We start from the raw sequence: 24,501 nt of genomic DNA on the forward strand, positions 1-24,501 counted from the left end.
TCTTACTTGGTTGTTCTTAAAAAGATTTTAGTGCTCAGGTTAACGATTAGTTCATCGAGAAAGTTATTGGTGGCGAATACTCACGTAATGGCGCTCAATGCAAAACCATAAAAATCAATGTCCTGAAGGACAATACGAAGAGTGGATTCAAAAGAGCGGTGAAAAAGCGTGTGCGTGCAATAGCTTGTAGCATTTAATTGCTTTGAGTAAGGGGTAAAAACTAAAAAACTTGATAATAGTTAGCATAATACTGGCGATTTTTATCGATAGTTAAGCTGGTTATTAACTGTGTTGGAAATCCTTTTTTTCATGTTAATTATTAAAGGATAACGTGAGTTATATCTGGATATACAGGGAAGTAATACGATGAAAAAAATGATAACGGTTGTGACATTATTGGTGTTAGGTGTGTGTTTGAATGTTCAAGCGAATGACAGATATAAGCCTACATCTAATTTGTCATTGTTACGTTCATTAGACCGTGGCTATATGATTATTGGCACTACACATACAAACGATGTTAATGATCTTCAACTTGTCGATATAGAACGCCTTTTTAACGAGCTTAATCCCACTTTAGTGTTGTTAGAAGGTGGTTATTGGCCTGATAAAATGTCTAAAGCTGAAGCGATTAAGTGCTGTGGTGAAATGGGGTTTTTACAGTTTTTAGCTAAGCAGCATCATGTCAAAGTAACAACTTGGGAAGGCGATAGCCTAAGTGAAGCTAAATTTGTGTTAGAGAAGTTTGATGATGAAAGCCTAAAGGTATTTTATTTATTAAGACAAGCACCACAGTTGCTCAGTAATGTTAGTCTTGCCGACGCGAAAAGTAAGATGTCTAATCTGCTCGGACAATCTGGTTTTCCTGCAACAGAATATCACCTAAATGTTAAGCCAGATTCAATTGCTGAGTTAGACATTATGTTATCAACCATGGTGGGGAAATCTGTATCGTGGGTTGAGTTTTCATCGGCAACTATTTTTGACCAACAACTCAGCACCTCTGAATTTACGACGCTTAAAGCGATTAAAGATCGTGTAAATGAGTTTAGGGATAATAGCGCCATTAACAAGGTGAAAGCCGCGATCGATAATAATGAACGAGTCATGTTTGTGGCTGGTGGGCTTCATTTTATGCCTGTCATGAATGCACTCATGCAATAGCTTAGTGCTCATAGCTGTTTATTCATTTATATTTTATTGATAAAGATAGATTGGCCATGTGTGGCATCTTAGGTCCTAGTCAGGAATCATCATAAGGAAAGGGCTTTGGGTATTGTATTTGCGGTATTAACGGCTTATTTATCATTGACTAGGATAGTGATGCCAGATGTTGATATGACCATGCCAATCCAGTAACTCATTTTACGGCGTTGACTTTTTTGCGAATCGCTTCTGTTAATTGTTTTTTGACTTGGTCTTCGCCACAAAATGTTGCAAATCCTAGTCCCCATCCATGAGGATTCACTTGAGTTGCCAATTCAACCACCCGGTAACAATAATCGCCCTGTTTTACTATTCTGTTAGGGTCTAGCCTATGGTTAAAGGTATGCGGTTGGCTGATATCAATTTCTGCTGCTAACTCTATAAAATCAAGGTTAGGGTCCATTTCACTCATAGTGCCAGTGGGTTTGCTTTGTAATGCAGTTTGCGATCCTATGAGTGTGTCTAATGCTGCAATATTATTTTGCTGTATAAAATGACTAGTGGCTTGTTGTATTGATGCTAATGATGGCGCGGACTTGTTGATGTCAGTGGTCATTTTTGGTTTTATTTGGCTCGGAAGTACATTATTTTTTTTGGTTATTACAGGTGGTTGTATGTTGTTGGGCTTATTGTTTGATGGCATCACTTTATCGAGGGTGTTGTCTTCATCTAAGAAGATTGGTGTCTCTTTCGCGTTTATAGACGTCGATTGGCTAACATCAACATCAACATCAACATCGATAATTGGCGTATGGCGATTCAAGTGTTGGGCTTTTTCTAGGTCATAAAGCTTGGGTGGTAAACTTGTTTGGGTCATTGGTTGGTATTGCGTTGAAGTCATGAGATAGCTTTTTATTGCGGTGGGCGAAGGCTTAACCACTAAAGCTGACACTCGTTGCGTCGTGTCTTGGTACCAAAACGCAATCAACACATAAATCAATAAAACATGGATGATGAATGCCGTGAGTACAGGCTTAAGCCAATATGCTTTTTTAGAGGAGTGTGTTGAAGATCGAGAGTGATGTGGCTCCCAGCCAAGCGTTATTACTTCCATTTATATCAATCACTTTATCGCAGTATTATCAGTCCTTTTTTTGATTGTTAACAGAAGGTAAAGTTCATAAATTGATGTGGATAAATTTATCTTGCTTGAGCAAAAGACACCATCCCTGTTAATTGGTCTATTTTATCGAAAGAAAATCACACTATTATGCAATATTTATTCAGTTAACAGCCTGCTATGATTAAATAGTTATTTTTCATCACCGAGGTTTTCATGAAAGTATTACAGCGTTTTAGCGCTTTGCCCGCAATGGACGGTGATGGTGTAAACATTAATCGTATTGCCGACTTTGTTAAGCTTCGTTTTGATCCATATTTAATGATCGATGAGATTAAGTCTGATGATGAACAAGATTTTATTGGTGGTTTTCCGCCGCATCCACATAGAGGTGTAGAAACCTTTACTTATATTCGTAAAGGCGGCTTTGAACATCGCGATCAAATGGGCAATGTTAAACCTATTCGTGCCGGAGATGTGCAGTGGATGAGTACTGGCAGTGGCGTGCTGCATTCTGAAATGCCATTAGCAGATGCCAAAGAAGGGCTGCATGGGTTTCAAATTTGGATCAATATGCCAGCAAAACACAAAATGCGTCCGCCGATTTATCAAGACAGCAGCAAACAGACTAATCCCCGTATAAATAACGAACACGGCGCAACGCTTGTTGCCTTGGCGGGGAGTTGGGGTTTTAATCATGAGCCACATAAGATTACTTCAACTCTTCAGGGGTTAGCTGGCCATGGGGCAATTGCTGATTTAACGTTAACTGAATATGGTCACTGCACGCTGAATCTTGCAGAGCACCAAACGGTGTGCGCTTATGTGTATCAAGGCGAGCTTAACTATATTGATGCACAAGGTTTGCGAGAAACTGCAGGAGCAGGGCAGTTTTTAGTTTTAAATGCGCTTGAAGTCTGTCATTTTCAAACCGAGGCCACAGGTGCTGGGTTGTTAATATTAGCGGGCAAGCCGATTAACGAAAAAATTGTCCACATGGGGCCGTTTGTGATGAATACCCAGGCTGAGATAGAGCAAGCTGTTCGTGATTATCAGCAAGGCCACTTTGGCCAAATTACCTAGCATTACCCTCAAAATAAGCTGAATTATCGATAAATATTTGTCAGCGAACTGCGAATAAAATTGCTACAATAGCTGACATCTGGCTTAGGTTTGTTTTAAGACCTTTGCTCACACCAATCTTATTTATTATCTGTTCCTTCTGGCAAGATAAATCGTTCGCAAATAGCGGTAAGCATTTTTCATATAACATCATTGTATATGCTAATTTTGTTCCGCTGTTTAATGATAATTTTGCGCGTTATTGGCTCATTTATGTAATGGTATTGGTATATTTTTTTGCAGCTTTTGCCTGCTTTTTACCTTTCGATATCAGAGGATATTTGCCTTGAGTCAGTCTACAGAACAAGTCGTTAACACGGCTTTTGCATCACTTAAATTAAAACCTGAATTGCTTGAAAACCTCCAAACTATGGGTTTTGAATCGATGACTCAGATCCAAGCTGAGAGCTTACCGCCTATTTTGGCCGGTGAAGATGTTATCGGCCAAGCGATGACTGGTTCAGGTAAAACAGCTGCCTTTGGTTTAGGATTGCTTAATAAACTGGATGTAAAACGTTTTCGCATCCAAACCATGGTGCTTTGTCCAACGCGTGAGTTAGCCGACCAAGTAGCGAAAGACATTCGTACCTTGGCCCGTGGTATCCATAACGTTAAAGTACTAACGCTATGTGGCGGCGTACCTATGGGGCCACAAGTTGGCTCATTGGAACACGGAGCACACATTATTGTCGGTACACCGGGTCGTATTGTTGATCATTTAGATCGCAACCGTTTAGATTTAAGTAACATGAACATGCTGATTTTAGATGAAGCCGATCGCATGTTAGAAATGGGCTTCCAACAGCACATTGACCAAATCATTGCCGCGGCCCCTCGTGAACGTCAAACATTGCTGTTTAGTGCCACGTTCCCAGATCAAATCCAAGCGATTGCCGATCAAATTCTGTATAAACCGGTAATGGTTAAAGTTGAAGCTAAACACGATAACCTCACTATCGATCAGCACTTTTATCGTATTGAAGATAACCAGGGCCGTCTTGAGGCATTGCGTTTATTGTTATTAGATAAGCAGCCTGGAAGCGCAGTCGTGTTTTGTAATACCAAGCGTGAAACCCAACAAGTGGCTGACTCATTACATGAGTTTGGCTTTAGCGTACTAGCATTACATGGCGATTTAGAGCAGCGCGATCGCGATCAAATGTTATTGCAGTTTGCTAACCGTAGTGCGCGTATTTTAGTTGCTACCGACGTAGCTGCACGTGGTTTGGATATTGATGAGTTAGACGCAGTATTTAACTATCATATTGCTTACGATACTGAAGTGCATATTCACCGTATCGGCCGTACTGGCCGTGCTGGCAGTTCTGGAGCCGCATATACTTTCTTTGGTGAAGAAGACGGTTACAAAATGGCGATGATTGAAGAAGCCATGAGCAAAGATGTCGTCAGTGAGCCTTTACCGCCAATGAGTGCGCTCAACAAGCAACCACTAGCTGCTGAAATGATCACGATTCAGATTGAGGCGGGTAAAAAGCAAAAAATCCGTCCTGGTGACATTGTTGGTGCATTAACGGGTGGCAATGGTTTAGATTTTAACGATATTGGCAAAATTAAAGTGACTGATTTTCGCGCTTACTTTGCCGTAAAAAGCAATGTGTCTAAACAAGCGATGAATATCATCAGTAAAGGTAAGTTAAAAGGCCGTAGCTATCGTGCGTGGTTCATGTAACTGAGCCTTTTGCAGCCTGTAGGGTTGCAGTTGATTGATTTGCAGTTGATTTATTCGCAGTTGATTGATAGTTAGTCGATTGGGTTATGCCTGAATAATAAAAAAGCCGCTGAACAATGTTCACCGGCTTTTTTATGCTCTATCGCAAGTTAGCTTTTAACTTTAGCGTTGGCATAAGGATTATTGCTATTGGCTGACACTACTGGTGCAGTACCACTGCGACGTGGTGGACGATTACGCTGTGGTGGTTTATTACCATTCGCTCTAGCTTCCGCTTTAGGATCTGCAGGCTTATCGTGACTGCGTGATGGTTGGCGAGAGTCAGGTTTACGCGCTGGTTTATCACCTTGAGCGCCATCATTTGCATGCTGTTGAGCATGTTTACTGCGATTCGGGTTTGGCTTTTTAGCGCTATTACCGCCAGATCTGCTACTCGCTTCAGGGATAGTGAATGGTGCTTCAAAACCAGCAAGTTGCTTACGCTCAATAACACGATTGATTAAACGCTCGATATCATGCAGTAATTTAACTTCTTCAAGACCCACTAATGATACAGCTTGACCTGTTGAACCTGCACGGCCGGTACGGCCAATACGATGTACATAATCTTCAGGTACGTTAGGTAAGTCAAAGTTAACCACAAATGGCAGTTGATCGATGTCGATGCCACGCGCGGCAATATCTGTTGCGACCATAACTTGTACTGCACCGGCTTTAAAGTCTGCCAATGCTTTAGTGCGTGCTGTTTGGCTTTTATTGCCATGAATGGCTGCGGCTTTTATGCCAGCAGCTTCTAGGCTTTTCGCTAAACGGTTAGCACCATGTTTGGTACGAGAAAACACTAACACCTGTTTCCAATCATTGGTTTTAATCAGTTCGATTAGCGCCATTGATTTACGGGTTTTATCCACTGGATACACACATTGGGTCACAGTGTTTGCTGTTGCGTTACGCGGCGTAACTGAAATCTCTACCGGATTGTTAACCAGGCCTTTAGCAAGTTCACGAATTTCATTCGAGAATGTTGCTGAAAACATCAAGTTTTGACGCTTAGCGGGTAATAATGCTAATACTTTTTTAATGTCGCGAATAAAGCCCATGTCTAGCATGCGGTCTGCTTCGTCTAACACTAGAATTTCTAATTTGTTAAAGCTAATGGCTTTTTGCTGACATAAGTCGAGTAAACGGCCTGGCGTTGCGACCAGAATGTCGACACCATTTCTGAGCGCAGCTAATTGTGGCACGATGGACACGCCACCAAAGACTACGGCTGATTTTAACGGTAAGTTGATGCCGTAAGTAGCGACGCTTTCTTGTACTTGCGCGGCAAGTTCGCGTGTTGGTGTTAATACTAGCGCACGGACTTGACCACGTTGCGCTCGTTCACCTTTAGATAATAATTCTAAAATTGGTAAGGTAAAACCAGCTGTTTTTCCTGTCCCTGTTTGTGCTGCTGCCATTACATCTTGACCGGCTAAAACAGCTGGAATTGCTTGTGCTTGAATTGGAGAGGGGGTGTCATAACCTTGTTTTTCAACCGCTTTTAAAATAGCAGTATTCAGACCAAGTGAGGAAAAACTCATAGAAAAATCTCTTTGGGCAACGCATTGTTGCTTTGAATAAAAGGTAGCCAGTAACGGCGGCCGTGAAGCTTACCTGAAAACCTCTTTGAGTGCTATCAAATCCCTGTGTGGGCAACGATATATACTCTGAAATCATAATTAATAATGGACTATTTGATGGTGAAAATGTCTCGCTTATGATTGCCAAATACAGCGATTTAATGAAATCGTGTTAATCTTAAGACCAGAATCAGTGCTAAAAGTCGACTTATTGCATACAATAAAATGGTAACTCGTTTTCTATCTAAATATTCAGCGACTTAGCTGAGGTTACTTAACTTAAGGTGTCTCTAACTGATGAAATTAACGGCACAAATACATATTGAGAAAATGGCGTATGAGCTGCGAGATCATGCTCATGCCGTGATCAAAAATGTGCTGTTAATGTCTAATATTTCAACCTTATCTCTTCAACTTGCTATGCGCGAGCTCGCTCAACATAGCCGAGTCGCGTTGCATTTTCATCCCGATCAAATTGATAATCGAGGCCTCACTGTCGTTGATGGTTTATTGCGTGATGGGGTGTATAAAAGCCAGTTTGAAACCCATGTCTCTAATGGTCATTTATCACCAGAATTAGGCGGTTCTCGCGACCATTGGGAAAACCAATTATTTGGTCACAGCTATTCTGGGATTAAGCATCGGCCTAAATATGGTGCGTTAGATTTTGGTTTGTGCCCATTAGGCCCGGCGCCTCGCTTTGGCAGTTGTTATTTAGTGACTCATCCTCAAATATTGTCTCGATGTACCTTTAGTTACATGGACTCTTATCGGTTGCCCAAAGAAAAGGGTACTATAAAGTGTTTTGATGCGATTTTAGCGGCATTACTCAGTGAGAGCTTTGAGCGTCAATATGCTTTGGGTATTTCTGGGCTTAAACCGAGTAAGTTGATTGAACATTTTAGTCAGCATTTAACCGATGACATCAGTAGCCGTTTCGATGTGGCCCCTAGCGGTAATTTAGATCATTATATTGAAGCCCAAATTCACGGCGATGTGTCGCTGGATCAAGATATTGCCATATTAGTGGCAGATCCGTCATATGTAGGCACTGCCATTGGCGATTCATTAGTCGCCTTGTGTCATGAGTATGGAATTGAGTTGCATTGGCATCAAGGGCGGCAGATTAATGTGGCACAAATACCCGATGATTTTCGTGGTGCTGCGATGCCTATTTTGGCGCAAAGCCTTGCTGAAAATGAGTTGATTAATGCTGAGATTATTGGCCGTGCGGCGTATCAATTGCAAAAACAACCGGCTTCATGGAGTGAGCGTGGTGCACATTCTAAAAAACGACAAGACTTAAAGTTACTCTGGCACGTATTGGTAAAATACGGGGAGAGTACTGGTCAATAAATGTTATTACCAACAATAAATTGTTTTACTCGCATTGCTTCCCCTTTGGTTCTTTTTGCAAATTAGCTTGGTTTTGTCGCTCAACGTGTTTGTGTTAAAGACTGTGTTTAACACTGTGATGTTGTTTGTGATTAACCATTCTATTTGTAAAAAGATGCACTTTATTGAATTTGATAAATTTCAAGCTGATAGTGGTTAAATTTAATCTTTAAATAAGGCTTTATTAGCAAAATGTGAATCAGATAACATTTACACTGTTTTAGGTGTCAACTCGATGCCAGGACTGCGATACTGCGTGATTAAAGTGGTCATCGATAACTCTGCCGGAGCTTCATGGACAAGTCGTTAGAAAAGTCATTAGCCAAATGGCTTAAAAGCCAACAATCTTCTTGTGGTATTTTCCTCAAACTATCGGTGCTATGTGGTGTGCTAAATGGCATTGCCATGGTGGCACAGGCCTATTTTATTGCTCAGATTTTACAGGGTGTCATTATTGATAACCTTGTTCCCGCCACATTAAACATTCAATTTTTTGCCCTTATTGGTTTGCTATTCACCCGAGCATTGTTAGCGCAGGTGCGTGAACGGATAAGCTTTGAGGCGGGCAAACGTTTACGCACCGACATACGCCAAGCGGTGCTCAATAAATTAGTCGCATTAGGGCCGGTATTTATTAAAGGCAAACCTGCTGGGTCATGGGCAACCTTAGTATTTGAGCAAGTTGAAGATTTGCATGACTATTATGCTAAATACCTACCGCAGATGATGCTGGCAGGGTTTATTCCTTTGCTTATATTAGCCTGTGTGTTTCCGCTTAATTGGGCCGCTGGGATCATTTTGATGGCCACGGCACCATTGATTCCGCTATTTATGATTTTAGTGGGTATGGGCGCCGCAGATGCTAATCGTAAAAATATGCAGGCGTTATCACGTTTAAGCGGTCATTTTATGGATCGCCTAAAAGGCCTGCAAACGTTAAAGCTGTTTAATCGCGGTGAAGCCGAGTTAGTTAACATTGAACATGCTTCGGAAGATTTTCGTGCCCGGACGATGTCGGTATTACGCTTAGCCTTTCTTAGTTCCGCGGTATTAGAGTTCTTTGCCGCGGTATCGATTGCCGTGTTGGCGGTGTACTTTGGCTTTAGTTACTTAGGCCATTTAGATTTTGGTCACTATGGCGTACAGGTAAGTTTGTTTACTGGCATGTTCGTGTTGATTTTAGCGCCAGAATTTTATCAACCCCTGCGAGACTTAGGCACTCATTATCACGCCAAAGCTCAAGCGATAGGCGCTGCAGAAGCGTTGGTTGAGCTACTTGATTATCACGTTAATACCCCTGCTAAAATCCATTCAGCATCACCAGATATGGCGTTCACAGCCGACAGCATAGACATTCAAGCGATTGGGGTTGAAGTGTTTAGTTTAGATGGTCAGCGTTTAGCTGGGCCAATATCATTTACATTACCCGCAGGTGAACACTGGGCTATTGTGGGCCCAAGTGGTGCGGGTAAAACCAGCTTGCTTAATGCGTTGCTGGGTTTTTTGCCTTATCAGGGATCGTTACTGATTAATGGTCAGGAGTTGTCACAACTTAATGTGGCTCAGTGGCGGCAACATTTGGCTTGGTTAGGGCAAGATCCGCAATTGTTTCATGGCACGGTGAGAGAAAATGTTGCATTGGCCAATCCGCAATTAAACGATGAACAAATTATGACGTTGCTAGAACAAGCTGATATCAGTGAGTTTGTAAAGCAGCAACCATTAGGCCTCGATTTAGTCATAAGCGACCAAAGTGCAGGAGTGTCAGTGGGCCAGGCCCAGCGTTTTGCATTAGCACGTGCGTTGGCACAACCCGCTAAATTGTTTTTATTAGATGAACCCACTGCCAGCTTAGATGCCCAAAGCGAGCAGTCAGTGCTGGCCTCGTTGCACCGCGCGATGCAGTCGACAACAGCATTAACTGTTACCCATAAATTAGATGATCTACACAACATGAATTACATATTGGTGATGGATAACGGAATGGTGGTACAACACGGTCATGTAAATGATTTACAGCAGGCTGATGGATTATTAGCACAAATGCTCAATCAACAACAGAATCAACAACAGAATCAACAACAGGAGGTGAGCTGATGTCGCAACCCGTTGATGCCGCGCCGCGTAATATTATTCAGGTGCTACGGCCGTTTGTTGCTTTGTTCCGCCGCCAGTGGCTGATGATGTTAGTCGGTTTATTGCTTACGTTTACCACGTTACTCACCGGTATTGGTCTGTTGTCTTTATCTGGCTGGTTCTTATCTGCCAGTGCGGTAGCAGGCTTAGCCGTGGTGACGGCCCAAACGTTCAACTTTTTTACTCCAGCAGGAGGCGTTCGATTTTTCTCCATCGCCAGAACGGCAAGTCGTTACGGCGAGCGCTTAGCAACGCATGAAGCAACCTTTAAATTGCTGACTCAACTGCGTGTTTGGGCATGGAATAAGTTGCTGCCGTTGAGTGCTGCTAACTTACAAGGTCTGCGCAGAGGCGACTTACTCAATCGTTTAGTTGCCGACATTGATACGTTAGATCATCTCTACTTACGCTTACTCACGCCAATGGCCGCATCTTTGATGATGATTGGGGTATTGTTGGTGTTTCTCGGGTGGTTTGATAACCATTTAGCCTTGAGTTTATGTGCATTATTATTAGCGGCTTGGTTTATTTTACCGTTAGTATTTTATTACTTAGGTAAGTCTCCTGGGCAAGCATTGATGCAAGCGCAAAGGCAGTATCGAGTTGAGTTGCTTGATGTTATTCAGGGGCAAGCCGAATTAAGTTTATTTGGCGCTAATAAGCGTTATTTAGCGCAACTGGAACAAGCACAGCGGGCTTTATTTAGTCAGCAAACCACCATGGCTAATATTACTGGGCTGAGCCAAGCCTTATTGATACTAATCAATGGCTGTGCGGTGGTGTTTATGTTGTATTTAGCAGGTCAAAGCGTTGGAGATGCCTCGCCTCCGGGGCCGTTAATGGCCTTAATGGTGTTTGCCACCATGGCCAGTCTTGAAATGATGATGCCAATAGCCGGTGCATTTCAACATTTATCTAGCACAGTACTTGCTGCGCGGCGGGTGACCGAAATAACCGAACAAACACCGAGTGTTAAATTTAATGCTAACAGTCACTTGCAAGCAAAACACGGCGCCTTGCAGCTCAGTGGTGTTCACTTTGGTTATCACAGCCATTCACCGGTGTTACAAGGTGTAGATTTGACTCTTAAAGCCGGTGAAAAAGTGGCTATTTTAGGTCCCACAGGTTGTGGTAAATCCAGCTTGTTGGGGCTGCTTACTCGTGATTGGGCGCCGCAACAAGGGTCTATTTCGCTTGATGGCGAGCCCTTAAGTGCCTACAGCGATGCCAATCTTCGTGCTGCGATGACCGTGGTGAGTCAGCGAGTTTATCTGTTTTCTGGTACCTTACGTGACAATTTAGCCTTGGCGTTGCCCTTTGTGCAAAGCGAAACCCAAAAAGCTCATGATCCTCGTTTTATAGAGGTATTACAGCGCGTTGGTTTACAAACCTTGTTGCAGGGCGATAAACCATTAGATTGTTGGATAGGCGAGGGCGGTCGGCAATTATCGGGTGGTGAGCAGCGCAGAATCGGAGTCGCTAGGGCATTATTGCGTGACGCTCCTTTGTTACTGCTTGATGAACCTACGGAAGGATTAGATAAACGTACCGAGCGTGAAATCCTTAACGTGTTGCTCGATTTTGCGGAGCATAAAACCCTGTTAATGATTAGTCATCGTTTGACTGCGTTAGAACAAATGGATTGCGTGTACCTTTTTCAACAAGGTCGACTAATTCAACAGATAGCGGATTAAAATAAGCCATTAGCGGATTAAAATAAGCCATTAGCGGATTAAACTCTTAGCCTAGCGCGATAGAACATACGTTATGGCTGTTTTTGGTGCGGAGTAATCAAGCCTAATTTGTAGATATTAATCAATCTAGTCGTGGGTTTTTTATGGATTATTGGTTATAACATGTACCGCTAATACTGCCGGAATGTAACAACCCTTTTGACACATAAATTACATAAATAGTTTTATCTCGAGACCATAAATTGACCTGCTTCACAAATCTGGCATTCGGTTATGTTCCAAAATTACAGTCCTCGCTCGGAGTGTGATCTTAGTTACTATATTAGTAGTTGCAAACATATAACATAAGCTATCGAATATTTTTAGATGGTGAATGTGATGGCTGGTGTTACCAATCCAGTAATAACTATTAAGCGCGGACTTGATATCCCGATTGCTGGAGAACCACTGCAGCAAATAGATGGCGCACCTAAAACGACCCAAGTGGCGTTAATTGGTGAAGAATACGTTGGCTTAAAGCCTACAATGTCGGTTGAAGTGGGTGATCATGTCGCCAAAGGCCAAGTGCTGTTTGAGGACAAGAAAACCCCTGGCGTGTTATTTACTGCGCCAGCCAGCGGAGTTGTTTGCGCGATTAATCGCGGAGAACGTAGGGTACTGCAGTCGGTAGTGATTGATTGTGATGCCACGCAAGAGCCTGCCATTATTCTCCAATCAGTGGATATTCATGCGTTATCACATCAAGCCGTTAAAGACGGTTTAGTCCGCAGTGGCTTATGGACAGCGCTGCGTACGCGTCCTTTTTCTCGAGTTCCCCAATTAGATGTCAGTCCTGCAGGGATATTTGTTACTGCTATTGACACAAATCCTCTCGCGCCCGATCCGCGTGTCATTATTGCCACTCAACCACAAGCTTTCCAAGCCGGATTATTTGCCCTAACGTTTTTGACCACCGAAAAAGTGTATTTATGCCAAGACGATGGCGTTTCGTTATTGGCTGATGCCAGCAGCGAGTACGACTTATCGCAAGTCAGTGTGCAACGCTTTAACGGCGTGCACCCAGCAGGATTAGTCGGCACTCACATTCATTACCTGTTACCAGCCAGTATTGAACGCCAGGTGTGGCATGTGGGTTACCAAGACGTGATTGCCTTCGGCAAACTGTTTTTAACCGGTGAACTGTATACTGATCGCATCGTCGCGCTAGGGGGGCCTAATGTATTAAAGCCGCGTTTAGTACGTACCCAGTTAGGCGCAAAGTTAAGCGAATGGGTAAATGGTGAAATTGACCAGCGACAGTCGCGCATTGTGTCTGGGTCATTATTGTCAGGCCATACCGCTGCTGATGTGTACGATTACCTAGGTCGATTCCATAATCAAATTAGCGTATTGACTGAAAATGAACGTCAAGAGTTGTTGCCTTGGGTGCGTCATGACAGCAGTAAATTTTCACTTACCGGCATCATGATGTCAGGTTTTAGTCGCACCAAAAAACTGTTCGATTTCACCACTACTGCTGGTGGTTCTCCACGAGCCATGATGGCGTTTGGCCAACTGGCGCGCGTTATGCCGCTTGATATTTTACCCATCTTGTTAGTACGTGATTTAGTGGTGCGAGATACCGATGAGGCACAACTGCTCGGCGCATTAGAGCTAGATGAAGAAGATTTAGCGTTGTGCACTTTTGTGTGCCCAGGAAAGTATGACTTTGGTAAAGAACTTCGTGCTTGCCTAGATATTATCGAGAGGGAAGGTTAATGAGTCAGCAACAGAAAAAGCCTAGCAAACAAGACAGCTATTACGCTCATGGCAACTCGATGCGCAGCTATTTACGTTCGTTGTGGATAGCCAATGGTCGTAGCACCAAAGGTGATGTGCATATTCGTGATGCGATTGATGTTAAGCGCACCATGCATATTGTGGGCATGTGCTTATTTCCTGCAATGTTATTGGGCATGTACAACATTGGCCTGCAGGCTCAAATAGCCATTATTGCCGGGGCAACACAGCCGGATGTATGGCAACTTGCCTTTTATGACTTACTGTTTGGCCCACTTACGCAAAGCGCAGGTTTAATCAGTTTGTTCGCCTATGGTGCCAGTTTTTATGTGCCATTTTACTTAACTGCGTTGGTGGTCAGTTTGGTGTGGGAAGTGGTGTTTGCCAAAGTACGCCACCAAGAACTGCACGAAGGCTTCTTTATCACCGCGTTATTATTCTCACTCATATTACCTATCTCTACGCCGTTATGGATTGTGGCTTTGGGTCTTAGCTTTGGTGTGGTCGTGGCCAAAGAGATGTTTGGTGGTATGGGTTACAACTTTTTAAACCCTGCACTGGCGGGTTATGCGTTTATTTATTTTGCATACCCAACAGAAGTGGTGTCATTAAGCCAGTTTGTGGCGGTTGATGGCTTTTCTGGTGCAACGACGTTAACTCTTACCGTGGCTAAAAAATTAAGTTTTATTGATGTGAGTTGGTTCAGCGTATTAAGCGACAGCACTTGGTGGGATGCCTTTTTAGGTTTTACCCCAGGTGCAGTGGGTGAAACCAGTACCTTAGCCATCCTTATCGGTGGTGGTATTTTACTCCTAACCCGCGTAGCTGATTGGCGTGTGGTAGCCGGCGTGATGCTAGGAATGATCATAACCGTTTTGTTGTTTAACTACTTTGGTTCTAGCAGAAATCCTATGTCGGCAATGCCGTGGACATGGCATTTAGTCACTGGTGGTTTTGCACTGGGGATGATGTTTATGGCCACCGATCCGGTAACGGCGTCATATACCCGCAAGGCTAAATTTGCCTTTGGTTTTATGATTGGTTTTATGACCATTATTATTCGTTTACTGAATGCCAAAATGCCAGAGGGCATTATGTTGGCTATTTTGTTTGCTAATTTATGGGCACCGTTATTCGACTACTTAGTCGCACGCGCCAATATTAAACGGAGACTAAAACGTCATGGCCTTTAAGAAAGATAGCGTCGCTGGAACAATGATTTTTATCATCATTTTAAGCCTAGTGTGCTCATTTATGATCACCGGTACCGTGGAGATTTTAAAAGAACGTAAGTTGGCTAAAAAGCGCGAAGAAGTGCAGCAGTTTGTGTTAAAGGCTGCGGACATCGACATCAGCCAAGGTGACTTTAGTGAGTTATTTGCTCAACGAGTGAAGCCTGAGATGGTTAACTTGGCGACAGGCAAGGTGACTGAAAAAGCCAATCTACTTGATTTTGATGAGCGCATGGCATCGATCAATCCTGAAACCTCGACCAAACCGAAAAAAGATATCGCTAAAATTAAAACCATGGCGACCGACATTCGTATTTTTGAGGTGTATGACACCAATGGCCAACTTGCCAGCATTGTTATGCCGATCTATGGCAAAGGTTTATGGTCGATTATTTACGGTTACATGGCGATAAAACCAGACTTAAACACTATCGAAAATATCGTGTTTTATGAACATGGCGAAACCCCAGGTATTGCTGACTTTATTACTGACCCACAATGGTTAGCCTTGTGGCAAGGCAAAACGCTATTTGATGCCAAAGGTAATATTGCCATTAAAGTGGTTAAGGGCGGCGCCAAAGATGGTGACATTCACGGTATTGATGGCGTAAGTGGGGCTACTCGTTCCGGTGTCGGTATTCAGCGCTTAGTCGAGTTTTGGTTTGGCGTAGAAGGATACCAAACCTATCTACACACGTTAGCTGCGGAGGGTAAGTAAATGAGTCGTGCTATTTCAACTCGTGAGATCCTAACATCGCCAATTATGGCTAATAACCCTGTGGCAATACAGGTATTAGGTGTGTGTTCGGCTTTAGCGGTCAGTAATTCGATGCAAACTGCATTCGTCATGACACTTGCTGTGACCTTTGTGTTGGTATTTTCTAACTTGATAATCTCAAGTATCCGCAATTTTATTCCTAATAGTGTGCGGATTATTGCGCAAATGACGGTGATTGCCTCGTTGGTGATTATTGTCGATATGGTGCTACAAGACGTGGCGTATGAATTGTCAAAACAGTTGTCTGTGTTTGTTAGTTTGATCATCACTAACTGTATCATTATGGGCCGAGCTGAAGCCTTTGCGATGAAACATCCGCCTCATTTAGCCGTATTTGATGCCTTAGGCAATGCCTTGGGTTATGGCTTAATTTTAATGGGCGTAGCGTTTATTCGTGAGCTACTGGGGCGTGGCAGTTTGTTTGGTCACAACATATTTACCACTGTTGAAAATGGCGGTTGGTATCTTGCAAATGAAATGTTCACTTTACCACCCAGTGCGTTCTTTTTAATTGGCGTGATGATTTGGGTCATTAAAATCATTCAGCGTAAGCGCGGATAAGGAAACAGCATGGAACACTATATTAATTTATTTATCCAAGCGGCGTTTATCGACAACATGGCGCTGTCATTTTTCTTGGGTATGTGCACCTTTTTAGCCGTGTCGAAAAAGGTCTCTACTGCATTTGGTTTAGGCATTGCGGTGATTGTGGTCATGATGCTGGCTGTGCCATTAAACCAAATTATCTACGTTAATATCTTAGCGCCAGGCGCATTAGCTTGGGCTGGGTTTCCTGAGTTGAATTTAAGCTATTTACAGTTGATTACCTTTATTGGGGTCATTGCTGCATTAGTGCAAATCTTAGAAATGTTTTTAGACCGTTATATTCCGACCTTATATCAGTCATTAGGGATCTTCTTACCGCTATTAACGGTGAATTGTGCCATTTTTGCTGGGGTTATCTTTATGGCTAACCGTGACTATAACTTTACTGAGTCAGTGGTTTTTGCTGCGGGTTCTGGTGTGGGGTGGGCGATGGCCATTGTGTTATTAGCGGGATTGCGTGAGCGGATGAAGTTTCATGCTATTCCTGATGGGTTACAAGGCATTGGGATTACCTTTATTACCACCGGCTTAATGGCTCTGGGCTTTATGTCATTTGCGGGCATTACGTTATAACGCATTGAAGAGAAGGGTTATTTAATGGAAATGGCAATAGGTATTGGCATGTTTACCATAGTGGTAAGTTTGCTAGTGGTGGTGATTTTAGCTGCCAAACGTAAGTTAGTGAACACCAATGATATCACTATTAGTATTAATGGTGACGCCAGCAAAAGCGTGCAAACCCCTGCGGGTGATAAATTATTGGGCGCACTGTCTGGACAACATATTTTTATACCATCAGCGTGTGGCGGTGGTGGAACATGTGGCCAATGTCGCGTAAAAGTAAAAGCCGGTGGCGGTGATATTTTAGCGACCGAACTTGATCATATTTCGAAAAAAGAAGCCAAAGAAGGCTGTCGTTTAGCGTGCCAAGTGACGGTGAGAACCGACATGGAACTTGAGATTGATGAAGAAATTTTTGGGGTTAAAAAATGGCAATGTGAGGTTGTTTCAAATAATAACCAAGCGACGTTTATTAAAGAGCTGTTATTAAAAATCCCCGACGGTGAAGATGTATTATTTAAAGCTGGTGGTTACATTCAAATTGAAGCGCCTGCGCATGAAGTACGTTATGCCGATTTTGATATTCCTGAAGAGTATCGTGGTGACTGGGTTAAATACGGTTTGTTCGATTTAGTGTCTACCGTTGATGAAGACGTATTACGTGCTTATTCAATGGCAAACTACCCTGATGAAAAGGGGACGATTATGCTAAATGTACGTATTGCAACGCCGCCTAAAGCCGGTTTACCACCAGGCAAAATGTCGTCATATATTTTTAATTTAAAAGCCGGTGATAAGGTAACGATTTCTGGTCCCTTTGGTGAGTTTTTTGTCAAAGAAACCGATGCTGAAATGGTGTTTGTTGGTGGTGGTGCGGGTATGGCACCGATGCGATCGCACATATTTAACCAATTAAAAAGTGTTAAAACCAAACGTAAAATGAGCTTTTGGTATGGTGCTCGCTCAACTCGTGAAGTGTTCTATCAGCAAGATTTTGATCAACTAGCCGCCGAAAATGACAACTTTGTTTGGCATGTTGCTTTGTCTGATCCATTATCTGAAGATAATTGGACGGGTTATACCGGCTTTATTCATAACGTGCTGTATGAGAATTACTTGAAACAACATAAAGCGCCAGAAGACTGTGAGTTTTATATGTGTGGTCCTCCAATCATGAACGCGTCAGTGATAGCCATGCTAGAAAGCTTAGGTGTCGAGTCTGAAAACATCTTGCTAGATGATTTTGGTGACTAATGCTGTGTTGAGCGTTGGGTTTATGTTTGCTAGCCCATGTTCGGTCATTCATATTTACTCGTCCAAGCGTAGCTTAGAAGCTGTAAATAAGAATATGAACTGATCGTATCAATAAAAAATCCCCATACTGTCATTGACGGTTTGGGGATTTTTTAGCAAATAGGAGTTAAGTCGATATTAACGTTCAGAAAACGCCAGATAACGCATTACTTCGGCTTTGTTGAAACTTAGCACATTACCGTTTTGTTCAGTGAACAGTAAATTTTCGCGAGCATAACGCTTAATCGTAGTAGGGCTTTTGTCGAGTATTTCACAGACTTCATTTAAAGATAAATCGTTATCATCACTCATTCTCGTTCTCCTTACGTTATGGTTATAGTTACTCGTGTTGCCTTGTTAGTATTAAACATCACATGTGCATTAACTTGTCATATTCGCGTGTTTTTGTCGAGCTTAGTATCAAACCAATCACATTATTCTGCGTTGAAGCCTTTTGACGTAAAATGACTATGCCTTCAAGTCTTCGACTTGATTAACGTCATTTGAATTCCCACAGCATGAGCAGATCACTAATACGATTGGTATTAATAATGACAGCGATGCATCATGGCATTAGTGATAATTTGATGCGTGGGAGCGACTTGAGGCTTCAAAGCCACTTGGTACATCGACTCCGCTACCGTGTGCGCATTAATGGGCTGATATTTACGCAGCGGACCGATAAATAGAAACGATAAACCACCAAAAAGGCTTTGGCCAATATCTTCCATAAAACGACCATTATCTCGTGGTCCTAATAATAAGCTCGGTTGAAAAATATTGAGTACCGGTAAAGATAGTGCCTTAAGGGCTTGCTCTACTTCGCCTTTGACTCGATTATAAAACACGGTTGATTTAGCATCCGCGCCCAATGCGGTCACCACCATAAATTTAAGTGAAGGATTTTCTTGAACTTGGATAAGTTTAGCGAAAGCCAATACGGCTAATTTATCGACTTGATTAAAAGCTTCTTCGCTGCCCGCTTGTTTGATTGTGGTGCCTAAACAGCAAAACGCATGATCAACTTTTTCTGCCAATGCCAGCTCATGTACTTCGTCCAGTTGGCAGCAAATAAATTGCACTTTCTCAGCCCCAAATTGATGTTCGACCAAATTAGGTGCCGAACGGCCAATAACCAATACTTTACTATAATGTTCACTTTCAATGATGCGAGTAAGTAAGGTATTCCCCACTAAACCCGTCGCACCTATTATTGCTGCAATCATATAATCCTTTAGAAAGCTAAACCGACTCGCTAGACTCTAATCTGTCGCCTTAATGGTTTCAATAAGAATATTTTAATAGCAATTATTATCCTGTTTGTTAGCTTAGGACTACTACAAAAACTACCGGTTATTGAAAATGAGTGTTCACTTTATAAAAATATAACCATCATAAGAATAACAATCATAAGAATAGCAATCATAAGAACAACAATTAGGATGGATTATGAGCCAAGCGCATTTGCCACTAACAGATTTTATTGAATATTCTCCAGATGAAATGCTCAAGCGGGCACAAGATAATTACCAGCAAGTTAAGCGACGTCATTCAATACGGGCATTCTCTGATCGCGCGGTACCCCAAGCCATTATTGAGCAGTGCATATTGGCGGCGGGCACGGCGCCCAATGGTGCTAACCATCAACCATGGCATTTTGTGGCGATAAATAGCCCACAGATAAAAGCGCAAATTCGTCAACAAGCTGAGGCGTTAGAGCAAGCATTTTATGCAGGTCGCGCCGGTGAAGAATGGTTAGATGCATTAAAACCTTTAGGCACTAATGCTGATAAACCGTATTTAGAACACGCGCCTTGGCTGATTGCAGTGTTTAGCAAAAAACGTACTGAAGAATCGGGTGAACAGAAAAGTAATTATTATGTGCATGAGTCTGTGGGGATTGCGACCGGTTTTTTAATTCAAGCATTGCATCATGCAGGTCTTGGCACATTAACGCATACGCCAAAACCGATGAGTTTTTTAAGTAAAGTGTGTGGGCGCGACAATGATAATGAGCGTCCGTATATGCTTATTATAGCGGGATACCCGGCCGATGGAGCGACCATTCCACAGCATGCTATTGAGAAAAAGTCGCTTGCGGAGATTTGTGATTTTATTTAATGCTGTTCACTGTTAGTCTAGCTGTATTTACAAAACGACAGCTTGTAAAACGGCTGCTTGTAAAATGACTGCTTGTAAAATGATTGTTGGTAAGAATATTATTGATCTCAATGATCGTCGTTAGATACGTATTAAAAGGAGTTAATATGAAATTGTTAAGTTCGTTGTTGGTTTGCTCTCTAGGCGGGATTGTCTCCATGCTAGCAGAAGCTGATGATGCTCAATTAGGCCACTTAGTCGAATTATCGATAACACACAATGATAACGCTATTGGGTTAAGTTGCTTGCCAAGAACTGAAGCCGCTGGCGAAACCGCTGATTGGGTGATTGAGTGTAACCGTTTGGCTTATCAATATTTAATCAGCCAAACGGGCGAAGGTATTGAGTTTAATCGCCAAGTTAATGAAAAGCCTTTTGGGATGGCAGCCGATTTTATGGCGAAAACCTTGATGGCGGACCCATCAGGATTTAAGGCGGTCAATATTTCGCAAGAGTTTGAATTTACTCATAAGAAAACTTAATAGCCTCTTTTTTTGTCTCGATTTTTACATTTTTCTGAATACATAACTAACCCGCTATGGCTTTAATACTGCTATAGCGGGTTAATTATGTATTGCTCATCAGTAGCTATTAGTTGGTAGCAACAGTCATCATTTATATACCCCGACGCGTTTAACTTAAATCAGTCATATAACGATGGAGTGTCTTCAGTGGGACGGGTTTTAAAACGACGATGAAGCCACATGTATTGAGCTTTGTTACGGCTAATCAGTTGTTCTACAATCTGGTTACCACTAATGGCGTCGTCTGTTTCATTGTCGCCAGGAAAATTCTCTAAAGGCGGCATTATTTCAAGGGTGTAGCCTTTGTCATCGCTATTACGTTCAACAAAAAAAGGCACTACATTGGCTTTACCTAATCTTGCCAGTGAGGTTGCGCCAGTAATGGTGGCAGCGTCTGGCACGCCAAAAAAGGGAATAAACACCGCGCTTGAACGGCCAAAATCTTGATCGGCGGTATACCAAATGACATCAGGACTGCGCAGACTGCGGATCATCTGGCGCACATCACGCTTAGGCACTAAGCCTTTGTTTGAACGTAAGCGACCTTTGACTTGTAAGTATTCCATCACCGGATTGTTATGGGGACGATACACGCCAATTCCCGGGGCAAACTGGCCAAATATACGCGCGCCCATTTCAAGTGGTAAACAATGTACCGCAAATAAAATCACCCCTTTGCCATTGTCTAAACTCTGACTAACATGCTCAGTGCCTTTAATGGTCATGTGCTGTTGCACGCGCTCGTTTGACCACCACCATGCGTTAATGGTGTCAAATACCGCTTTACCGGTTTCTTCAAAAGTACGCTCAAGCAGTTGTTGCTTGTCTGCATCACTCATCTCAGGAAAGCATAAATTGATATTACGCTTAGCGGTATGGGTTCTTCCGCTCGCAACTTTCATGACTAATCGACCAATGCCACGGCCAATTTTCATTTGCCAAGACAGAGGTAATAGTAAGGTTAAACGCATCAAACCGACGCCAAACCATATAGGCCAATGTTTAGGATGATATAAATCAGAAGAAAATTCGGCTTTCTCGACCACGGACAACTCGTCTAGTTCACAAAAAATTATTTGTTATTCTAACTCATATTTAGATGAAAATTAGGTACAATCACGGTTAAATTTTTACAAGACAGCGAATACACTATGAAGGTTTCTCTCCCAGCTTTTGAAAATGCGCGCGTTTTAGTGATTGGCGATGTGATGTTAGATCGCTATTGGGTAGGCCCTACGGGACGCATTTCACCCGAAGCCCCTGTACCTGTTGTTAAAATTAATCAAATTGAAGATAGACCCGGCGGCGCCGCCAACGTGGCATTAAACATTGCAACATTAGGTGGACATGTCCAGTTAGCGGGCATAGTCGGCCAAGATGAAACCGCACAAGCATTAACCCAAGGGGTAAAAGTGTTTGGGGTAGAACCGCAATGGTTAACGGTAGCAGACAAGCCGACAATTACTAAATTACGAGTATTGTCGCGTAATCAACAGTTAATCCGCTTAGATTTTGAAGAGCAATTTGATAAAGCGACTAGCCAAGCATTATTCGCGCAAAGCGAAGCCATTTTAGACAATGTCGATGTATTGGTATTGTCTGATTATGCCAAAGGCGCCATTGATGAACCTAAGGACTTTATTGCTAAAGCACGAGCCAAAGGGGTAAAGGTATTAGTTGATCCGAAAGGGCATGATTTTGCTCGTTATCACGGAGCTTCATTAATCACGCCAAACATGAGCGAATTTGAAGCGGTTGTCGGTACGGTAACCAGCGAAGATGATTTAATCGAAAAAGCACAGAAACTGATTAAGTTGCACGACTTTGACGCCATTTTAGTGACCCGTTCAGAAAAGGGCATGACGTTAGTGTCGCAAAGCCAACCCGAACTGCACATTCCAACGGTTGCACGTGAAGTTCACGATGTTACGGGAGCAGGTGATACGGTGATTTCTGCTTTGGCGACCTCAATTGCTGCCGGTGCTTCGTTAGCGCAAGCTTGTGCGATAGCCAATACCGCCGCGGGCGTGGTTGTAGGTAAACTTGGCACTTCAACGGTTAGCCGCATTGAGCTGATTCAAGCATTAGCCCTTAACCATGGCGAGTCTGGTTTTGGGGTAATGACAGAAGATCAATTAGCTTATGCAATGGATCAGGCCCGTTTACGCGGTGAGCGCATTGTCATGACCAACGGTTGTTTTGATATTTTACATGCTGGCCATGTGAGCTATTTACAGCAAGCTAAAGCCTTAGGTGATCGCCTTATTGTTGCTGTAAATGATGATAGCTCGGTGACGCGCTTAAAAGGCCCTGGACGTCCGGTTAATCCTGTTGATCGCCGTATGGCAGTTTTAGCGGGTCTAGCATCGGTAGACTGGGTAGTCCCTTTCACTGAAGACACCCCACAACGTATTATTACGCGATTATTGCCAGATTCTTTAGTCAAAGGCGGCGATTACAAAGTGGAAGATATTGCTGGTGGTGCTGAAGTGATGGCTGCAGGTGGCAAGGTTGAAGTGCTTGGATTTGAAGATGGTGTATCCACTACCGCTATTATTCAAAATATTATGTCACAAAAATAGTTGATGCTTAGATACTGGCAACGGTCATTACTCAAGTTATTAAGCTGTAGCGTTGCTTGCGCGCCGTTATTGGTTGGTCACTTTGTTAATGCCGGCCAGCTTATTACGCCTCAATCTATGACCACAAATCAACTAAAAACCACAACAGTTATGGTTGAAAATGGTTTGGCGAGTGATGACATTCGCCAAGCTTATTTTATCCCAATAGCAACCAAACAAGCGCTAGTATGTTCTTTATCTTCACTGGTAAGGTGTATTGCGTTACTCCCTGCTTCATTACAACAACAAACCGCTTTTTCTGTTGCCAATATTCGCCGCGCCGTTGGGCGTAAAAGTGCGATGGTGCTGGTTGCTGAACATCGCACAATAGCAGGGGTTATTGTTGTCAATCCTGCTAATAATATGGCTGAACAGAGTGGTGCAATTGGTTTAAAAACTTATCAGTTGCCATTAGCCAACCAAATACAATTAACCTTGTGGCATGAAATAGGCCATTTATATAACATTGCATTACAAGGCAGTATTTTACCCTCATCTTTAACTGAGTATCAGCATGAGTGGCTAGCGGATTTGTATCTGTTATGGCGTATTGCGCAGCATTATCAGCAGCTCGATTTAGCGTGGCAACAATTTCATCGCCGAAACCTGGCCCTTATCAACGACAGTGGTAATTTGTCGCATTGGAGCGCGCCTCAACTTCAAATTGTGCTCAATCATTATAATGCCCAACAATTGCAGCATTTTACTCACTATGAGGATTTTTTATCCGCAGTTTATCCATTAATGCCGACGTGGTCGCCGCGTGACATGGGAGAATTTTCTAGCTTAGTGCAGCGTACTTTTAGTGCGGTTCAATCTTTGCCAGGGTACATGTTTTGGCGTCAATCGGAGCTAATTCAAGTGTTGTCGCCGACATTAGAAAGGTTAATGGGTAAGGCTGAAACACAACGTTGGCTGAAGAATCAATTCTTAACCGAAAATAATATGTAAATTTTTGTTACGTGTTTTTATCACTTCTTACTGCTCATTAAATGGTGATTTTTTATAACCTTTGATTTTAA

21 protein-coding genes are annotated in these 24,501 nt (G+C 42.7%); 16 read left to right on the top strand and 5 right to left on the bottom strand.

All coding sequences use genetic code 11. The features are described from left to right. Positions 1 to 366: 366 nt before the first annotated feature. On the top strand, positions 367 to 1,164 hold the full coding sequence (locus H5125_RS10530; RefSeq protein WP_182744220.1) for a hypothetical protein: 798 nt from the start codon (positions 367 to 369) through the stop codon (positions 1,162 to 1,164). A gap of 196 nt (positions 1,165 to 1,360) precedes the next feature. Here H5125_RS10530 and H5125_RS10535 read toward each other — a convergent pair whose 3' ends face one another. Beyond that, positions 1,361 to 2,260 (bottom strand): hypothetical protein, encoded by a 900-nt coding sequence (locus H5125_RS10535; protein ID WP_182744221.1) that lies wholly within the window; start codon positions 2,258 to 2,260, stop codon positions 1,361 to 1,363. A 222-nt stretch (positions 2,261 to 2,482) separates the two neighbouring features. Here H5125_RS10535 and H5125_RS10540 point away from each other — a divergent pair, with 222 nt between their 5' ends. Together H5125_RS10540 and dbpA are read left to right on the top strand one after the other, a co-directional pair. Beyond that, positions 2,483 to 3,349 carry a pirin family protein gene (locus tag H5125_RS10540; RefSeq protein WP_182744222.1) on the top strand — a complete coding sequence of 289 codons (867 nt, stop codon included), beginning with the start codon at positions 2,483 to 2,485 and terminating at the stop codon, positions 3,347 to 3,349. A gap of 325 nt (positions 3,350 to 3,674) precedes the next feature. Beyond that, the gene (gene dbpA, locus H5125_RS10545) at positions 3,675 to 5,078 is read left to right on the top strand and encodes an ATP-dependent RNA helicase DbpA (protein ID WP_182744223.1); all 1,404 of its coding nucleotides are present in this window, start codon (positions 3,675 to 3,677) and stop codon (positions 5,076 to 5,078) included. Between the two features lie 149 nt (positions 5,079 to 5,227). Here the strand turns inward: dbpA and H5125_RS10550 are convergent, their stop codons facing one another. Further along, positions 5,228 to 6,661 (bottom strand): DEAD/DEAH box helicase, encoded by a 1,434-nt coding sequence (locus tag H5125_RS10550; protein WP_182744224.1) that lies wholly within the window; start codon positions 6,659 to 6,661, stop codon positions 5,228 to 5,230. 336 nt (positions 6,662 to 6,997) lie between these two features. Between H5125_RS10550 and H5125_RS10555 the strand changes: the two genes are divergently transcribed. From H5125_RS10555 to nqrF, 9 genes are all read left to right on the top strand, one after another. Continuing rightward, a complete protein-coding gene (locus tag H5125_RS10555) occupies positions 6,998 to 8,056 on the top strand; it encodes a DUF3626 domain-containing protein (RefSeq protein ID WP_101086099.1) in 1,059 nt (352 codons plus the stop codon). 333 nt (positions 8,057 to 8,389) lie between these two features. Continuing rightward, a complete protein-coding gene (gene cydD / locus H5125_RS10560) occupies positions 8,390 to 10,192 on the top strand; it encodes a heme ABC transporter permease/ATP-binding protein CydD (RefSeq protein ID WP_182744225.1) in 1,803 nt (600 codons plus the stop codon). Between the two features lie 35 nt (positions 10,193 to 10,227). Continuing rightward, positions 10,228 to 11,925, top strand: a complete 1,698-nt coding sequence (cydC, locus tag H5125_RS10565) for a heme ABC transporter ATP-binding protein/permease CydC (protein WP_182744250.1) — start codon at positions 10,228 to 10,230, stop codon at positions 11,923 to 11,925. A gap of 378 nt (positions 11,926 to 12,303) precedes the next feature. Continuing rightward, positions 12,304 to 13,683, top strand: a complete 1,380-nt coding sequence (locus tag H5125_RS10570; RefSeq protein ID WP_101086097.1) for a Na(+)-translocating NADH-quinone reductase subunit A — start codon at positions 12,304 to 12,306, stop codon at positions 13,681 to 13,683. Beyond that, positions 13,683 to 14,897: an NADH:ubiquinone reductase (Na(+)-transporting) subunit B gene (locus H5125_RS10575; RefSeq protein ID WP_101086096.1), complete on the top strand. Its 1,215-nt coding sequence runs from the start codon at positions 13,683 to 13,685 to the stop codon at positions 14,895 to 14,897. Before H5125_RS10570 ends, H5125_RS10575 begins: the two co-directional genes overlap by 1 nt. Further along, complete coding sequence (locus tag H5125_RS10580) at positions 14,887 to 15,654, top strand: Na(+)-translocating NADH-quinone reductase subunit C (protein WP_182744226.1); 768 nt, start codon at positions 14,887 to 14,889, stop codon at positions 15,652 to 15,654. The genes H5125_RS10575 and H5125_RS10580 overlap by 11 nt, the downstream gene beginning before the upstream one ends. Next, entirely contained in the window at positions 15,655 to 16,275 is a 621-nt protein-coding gene (locus H5125_RS10585; protein WP_101086094.1) for an NADH:ubiquinone reductase (Na(+)-transporting) subunit D, read from the top strand. A gap of 9 nt (positions 16,276 to 16,284) precedes the next feature. After that, positions 16,285 to 16,893, top strand: a complete 609-nt coding sequence (gene nqrE / locus H5125_RS10590; protein WP_101086093.1) for an NADH:ubiquinone reductase (Na(+)-transporting) subunit E — start codon at positions 16,285 to 16,287, stop codon at positions 16,891 to 16,893. Positions 16,894 to 16,917: 24 nt separating this feature from the next. After that, entirely contained in the window at positions 16,918 to 18,135 is a 1,218-nt protein-coding gene (nqrF, locus tag H5125_RS10595) for an NADH:ubiquinone reductase (Na(+)-transporting) subunit F (protein ID WP_101086092.1), read from the top strand. 177 nt (positions 18,136 to 18,312) lie between these two features. On the opposite strand, the gene H5125_RS10600 is transcribed toward nqrF, so the two are convergent. Further along, a complete protein-coding gene (locus tag H5125_RS10600; RefSeq protein WP_101086091.1) occupies positions 18,313 to 18,486 on the bottom strand; it encodes a helix-turn-helix domain-containing protein in 174 nt (57 codons plus the stop codon). A gap of 233 nt (positions 18,487 to 18,719) precedes the next feature. Continuing rightward, a complete protein-coding gene (locus H5125_RS10605; RefSeq protein ID WP_101086090.1) occupies positions 18,720 to 19,400 on the bottom strand; it encodes a hypothetical protein in 681 nt (226 codons plus the stop codon). Positions 19,401 to 19,623: 223 nt separating this feature from the next. Between H5125_RS10605 and H5125_RS10610 the strand changes: the two genes are divergently transcribed. Both H5125_RS10610 and H5125_RS10615 read left to right on the top strand, forming a co-directional pair. Further along, a complete protein-coding gene (locus H5125_RS10610) occupies positions 19,624 to 20,295 on the top strand; it encodes a nitroreductase family protein (RefSeq protein WP_174839626.1) in 672 nt (223 codons plus the stop codon). Between the two features lie 146 nt (positions 20,296 to 20,441). Further along, positions 20,442 to 20,816, top strand: coding sequence for a hypothetical protein (locus tag H5125_RS10615; RefSeq protein ID WP_101086088.1), 375 nt, complete (start codon positions 20,442 to 20,444; stop codon positions 20,814 to 20,816). A gap of 161 nt (positions 20,817 to 20,977) precedes the next feature. Here the strand turns inward: H5125_RS10615 and lpxL are convergent, their stop codons facing one another. After that, a complete protein-coding gene (lpxL, locus tag H5125_RS10620) occupies positions 20,978 to 21,904 on the bottom strand; it encodes an LpxL/LpxP family Kdo(2)-lipid IV(A) lauroyl/palmitoleoyl acyltransferase (RefSeq protein ID WP_182744227.1) in 927 nt (308 codons plus the stop codon). Positions 21,905 to 22,009: 105 nt separating this feature from the next. Between lpxL and hldE the strand changes: the two genes are divergently transcribed. Both hldE and H5125_RS10630 read left to right on the top strand, forming a co-directional pair. Further along, positions 22,010 to 23,440, top strand: coding sequence for a bifunctional D-glycero-beta-D-manno-heptose-7-phosphate kinase/D-glycero-beta-D-manno-heptose 1-phosphate adenylyltransferase HldE (gene hldE / locus H5125_RS10625; protein ID WP_101086086.1), 1,431 nt, complete (start codon positions 22,010 to 22,012; stop codon positions 23,438 to 23,440). A gap of 3 nt (positions 23,441 to 23,443) precedes the next feature. Further along, complete coding sequence (locus tag H5125_RS10630; protein ID WP_259395435.1) at positions 23,444 to 24,430, top strand: hypothetical protein; 987 nt, start codon at positions 23,444 to 23,446, stop codon at positions 24,428 to 24,430. Positions 24,431 to 24,501: the final 71 nt, after the last annotated feature.

Source organism: Shewanella sp. SR44-4 (assembly GCF_014163715.1).
In the GTDB taxonomy this organism is placed as follows: Bacteria; Pseudomonadota; Gammaproteobacteria; order Enterobacterales; family Shewanellaceae; genus Shewanella.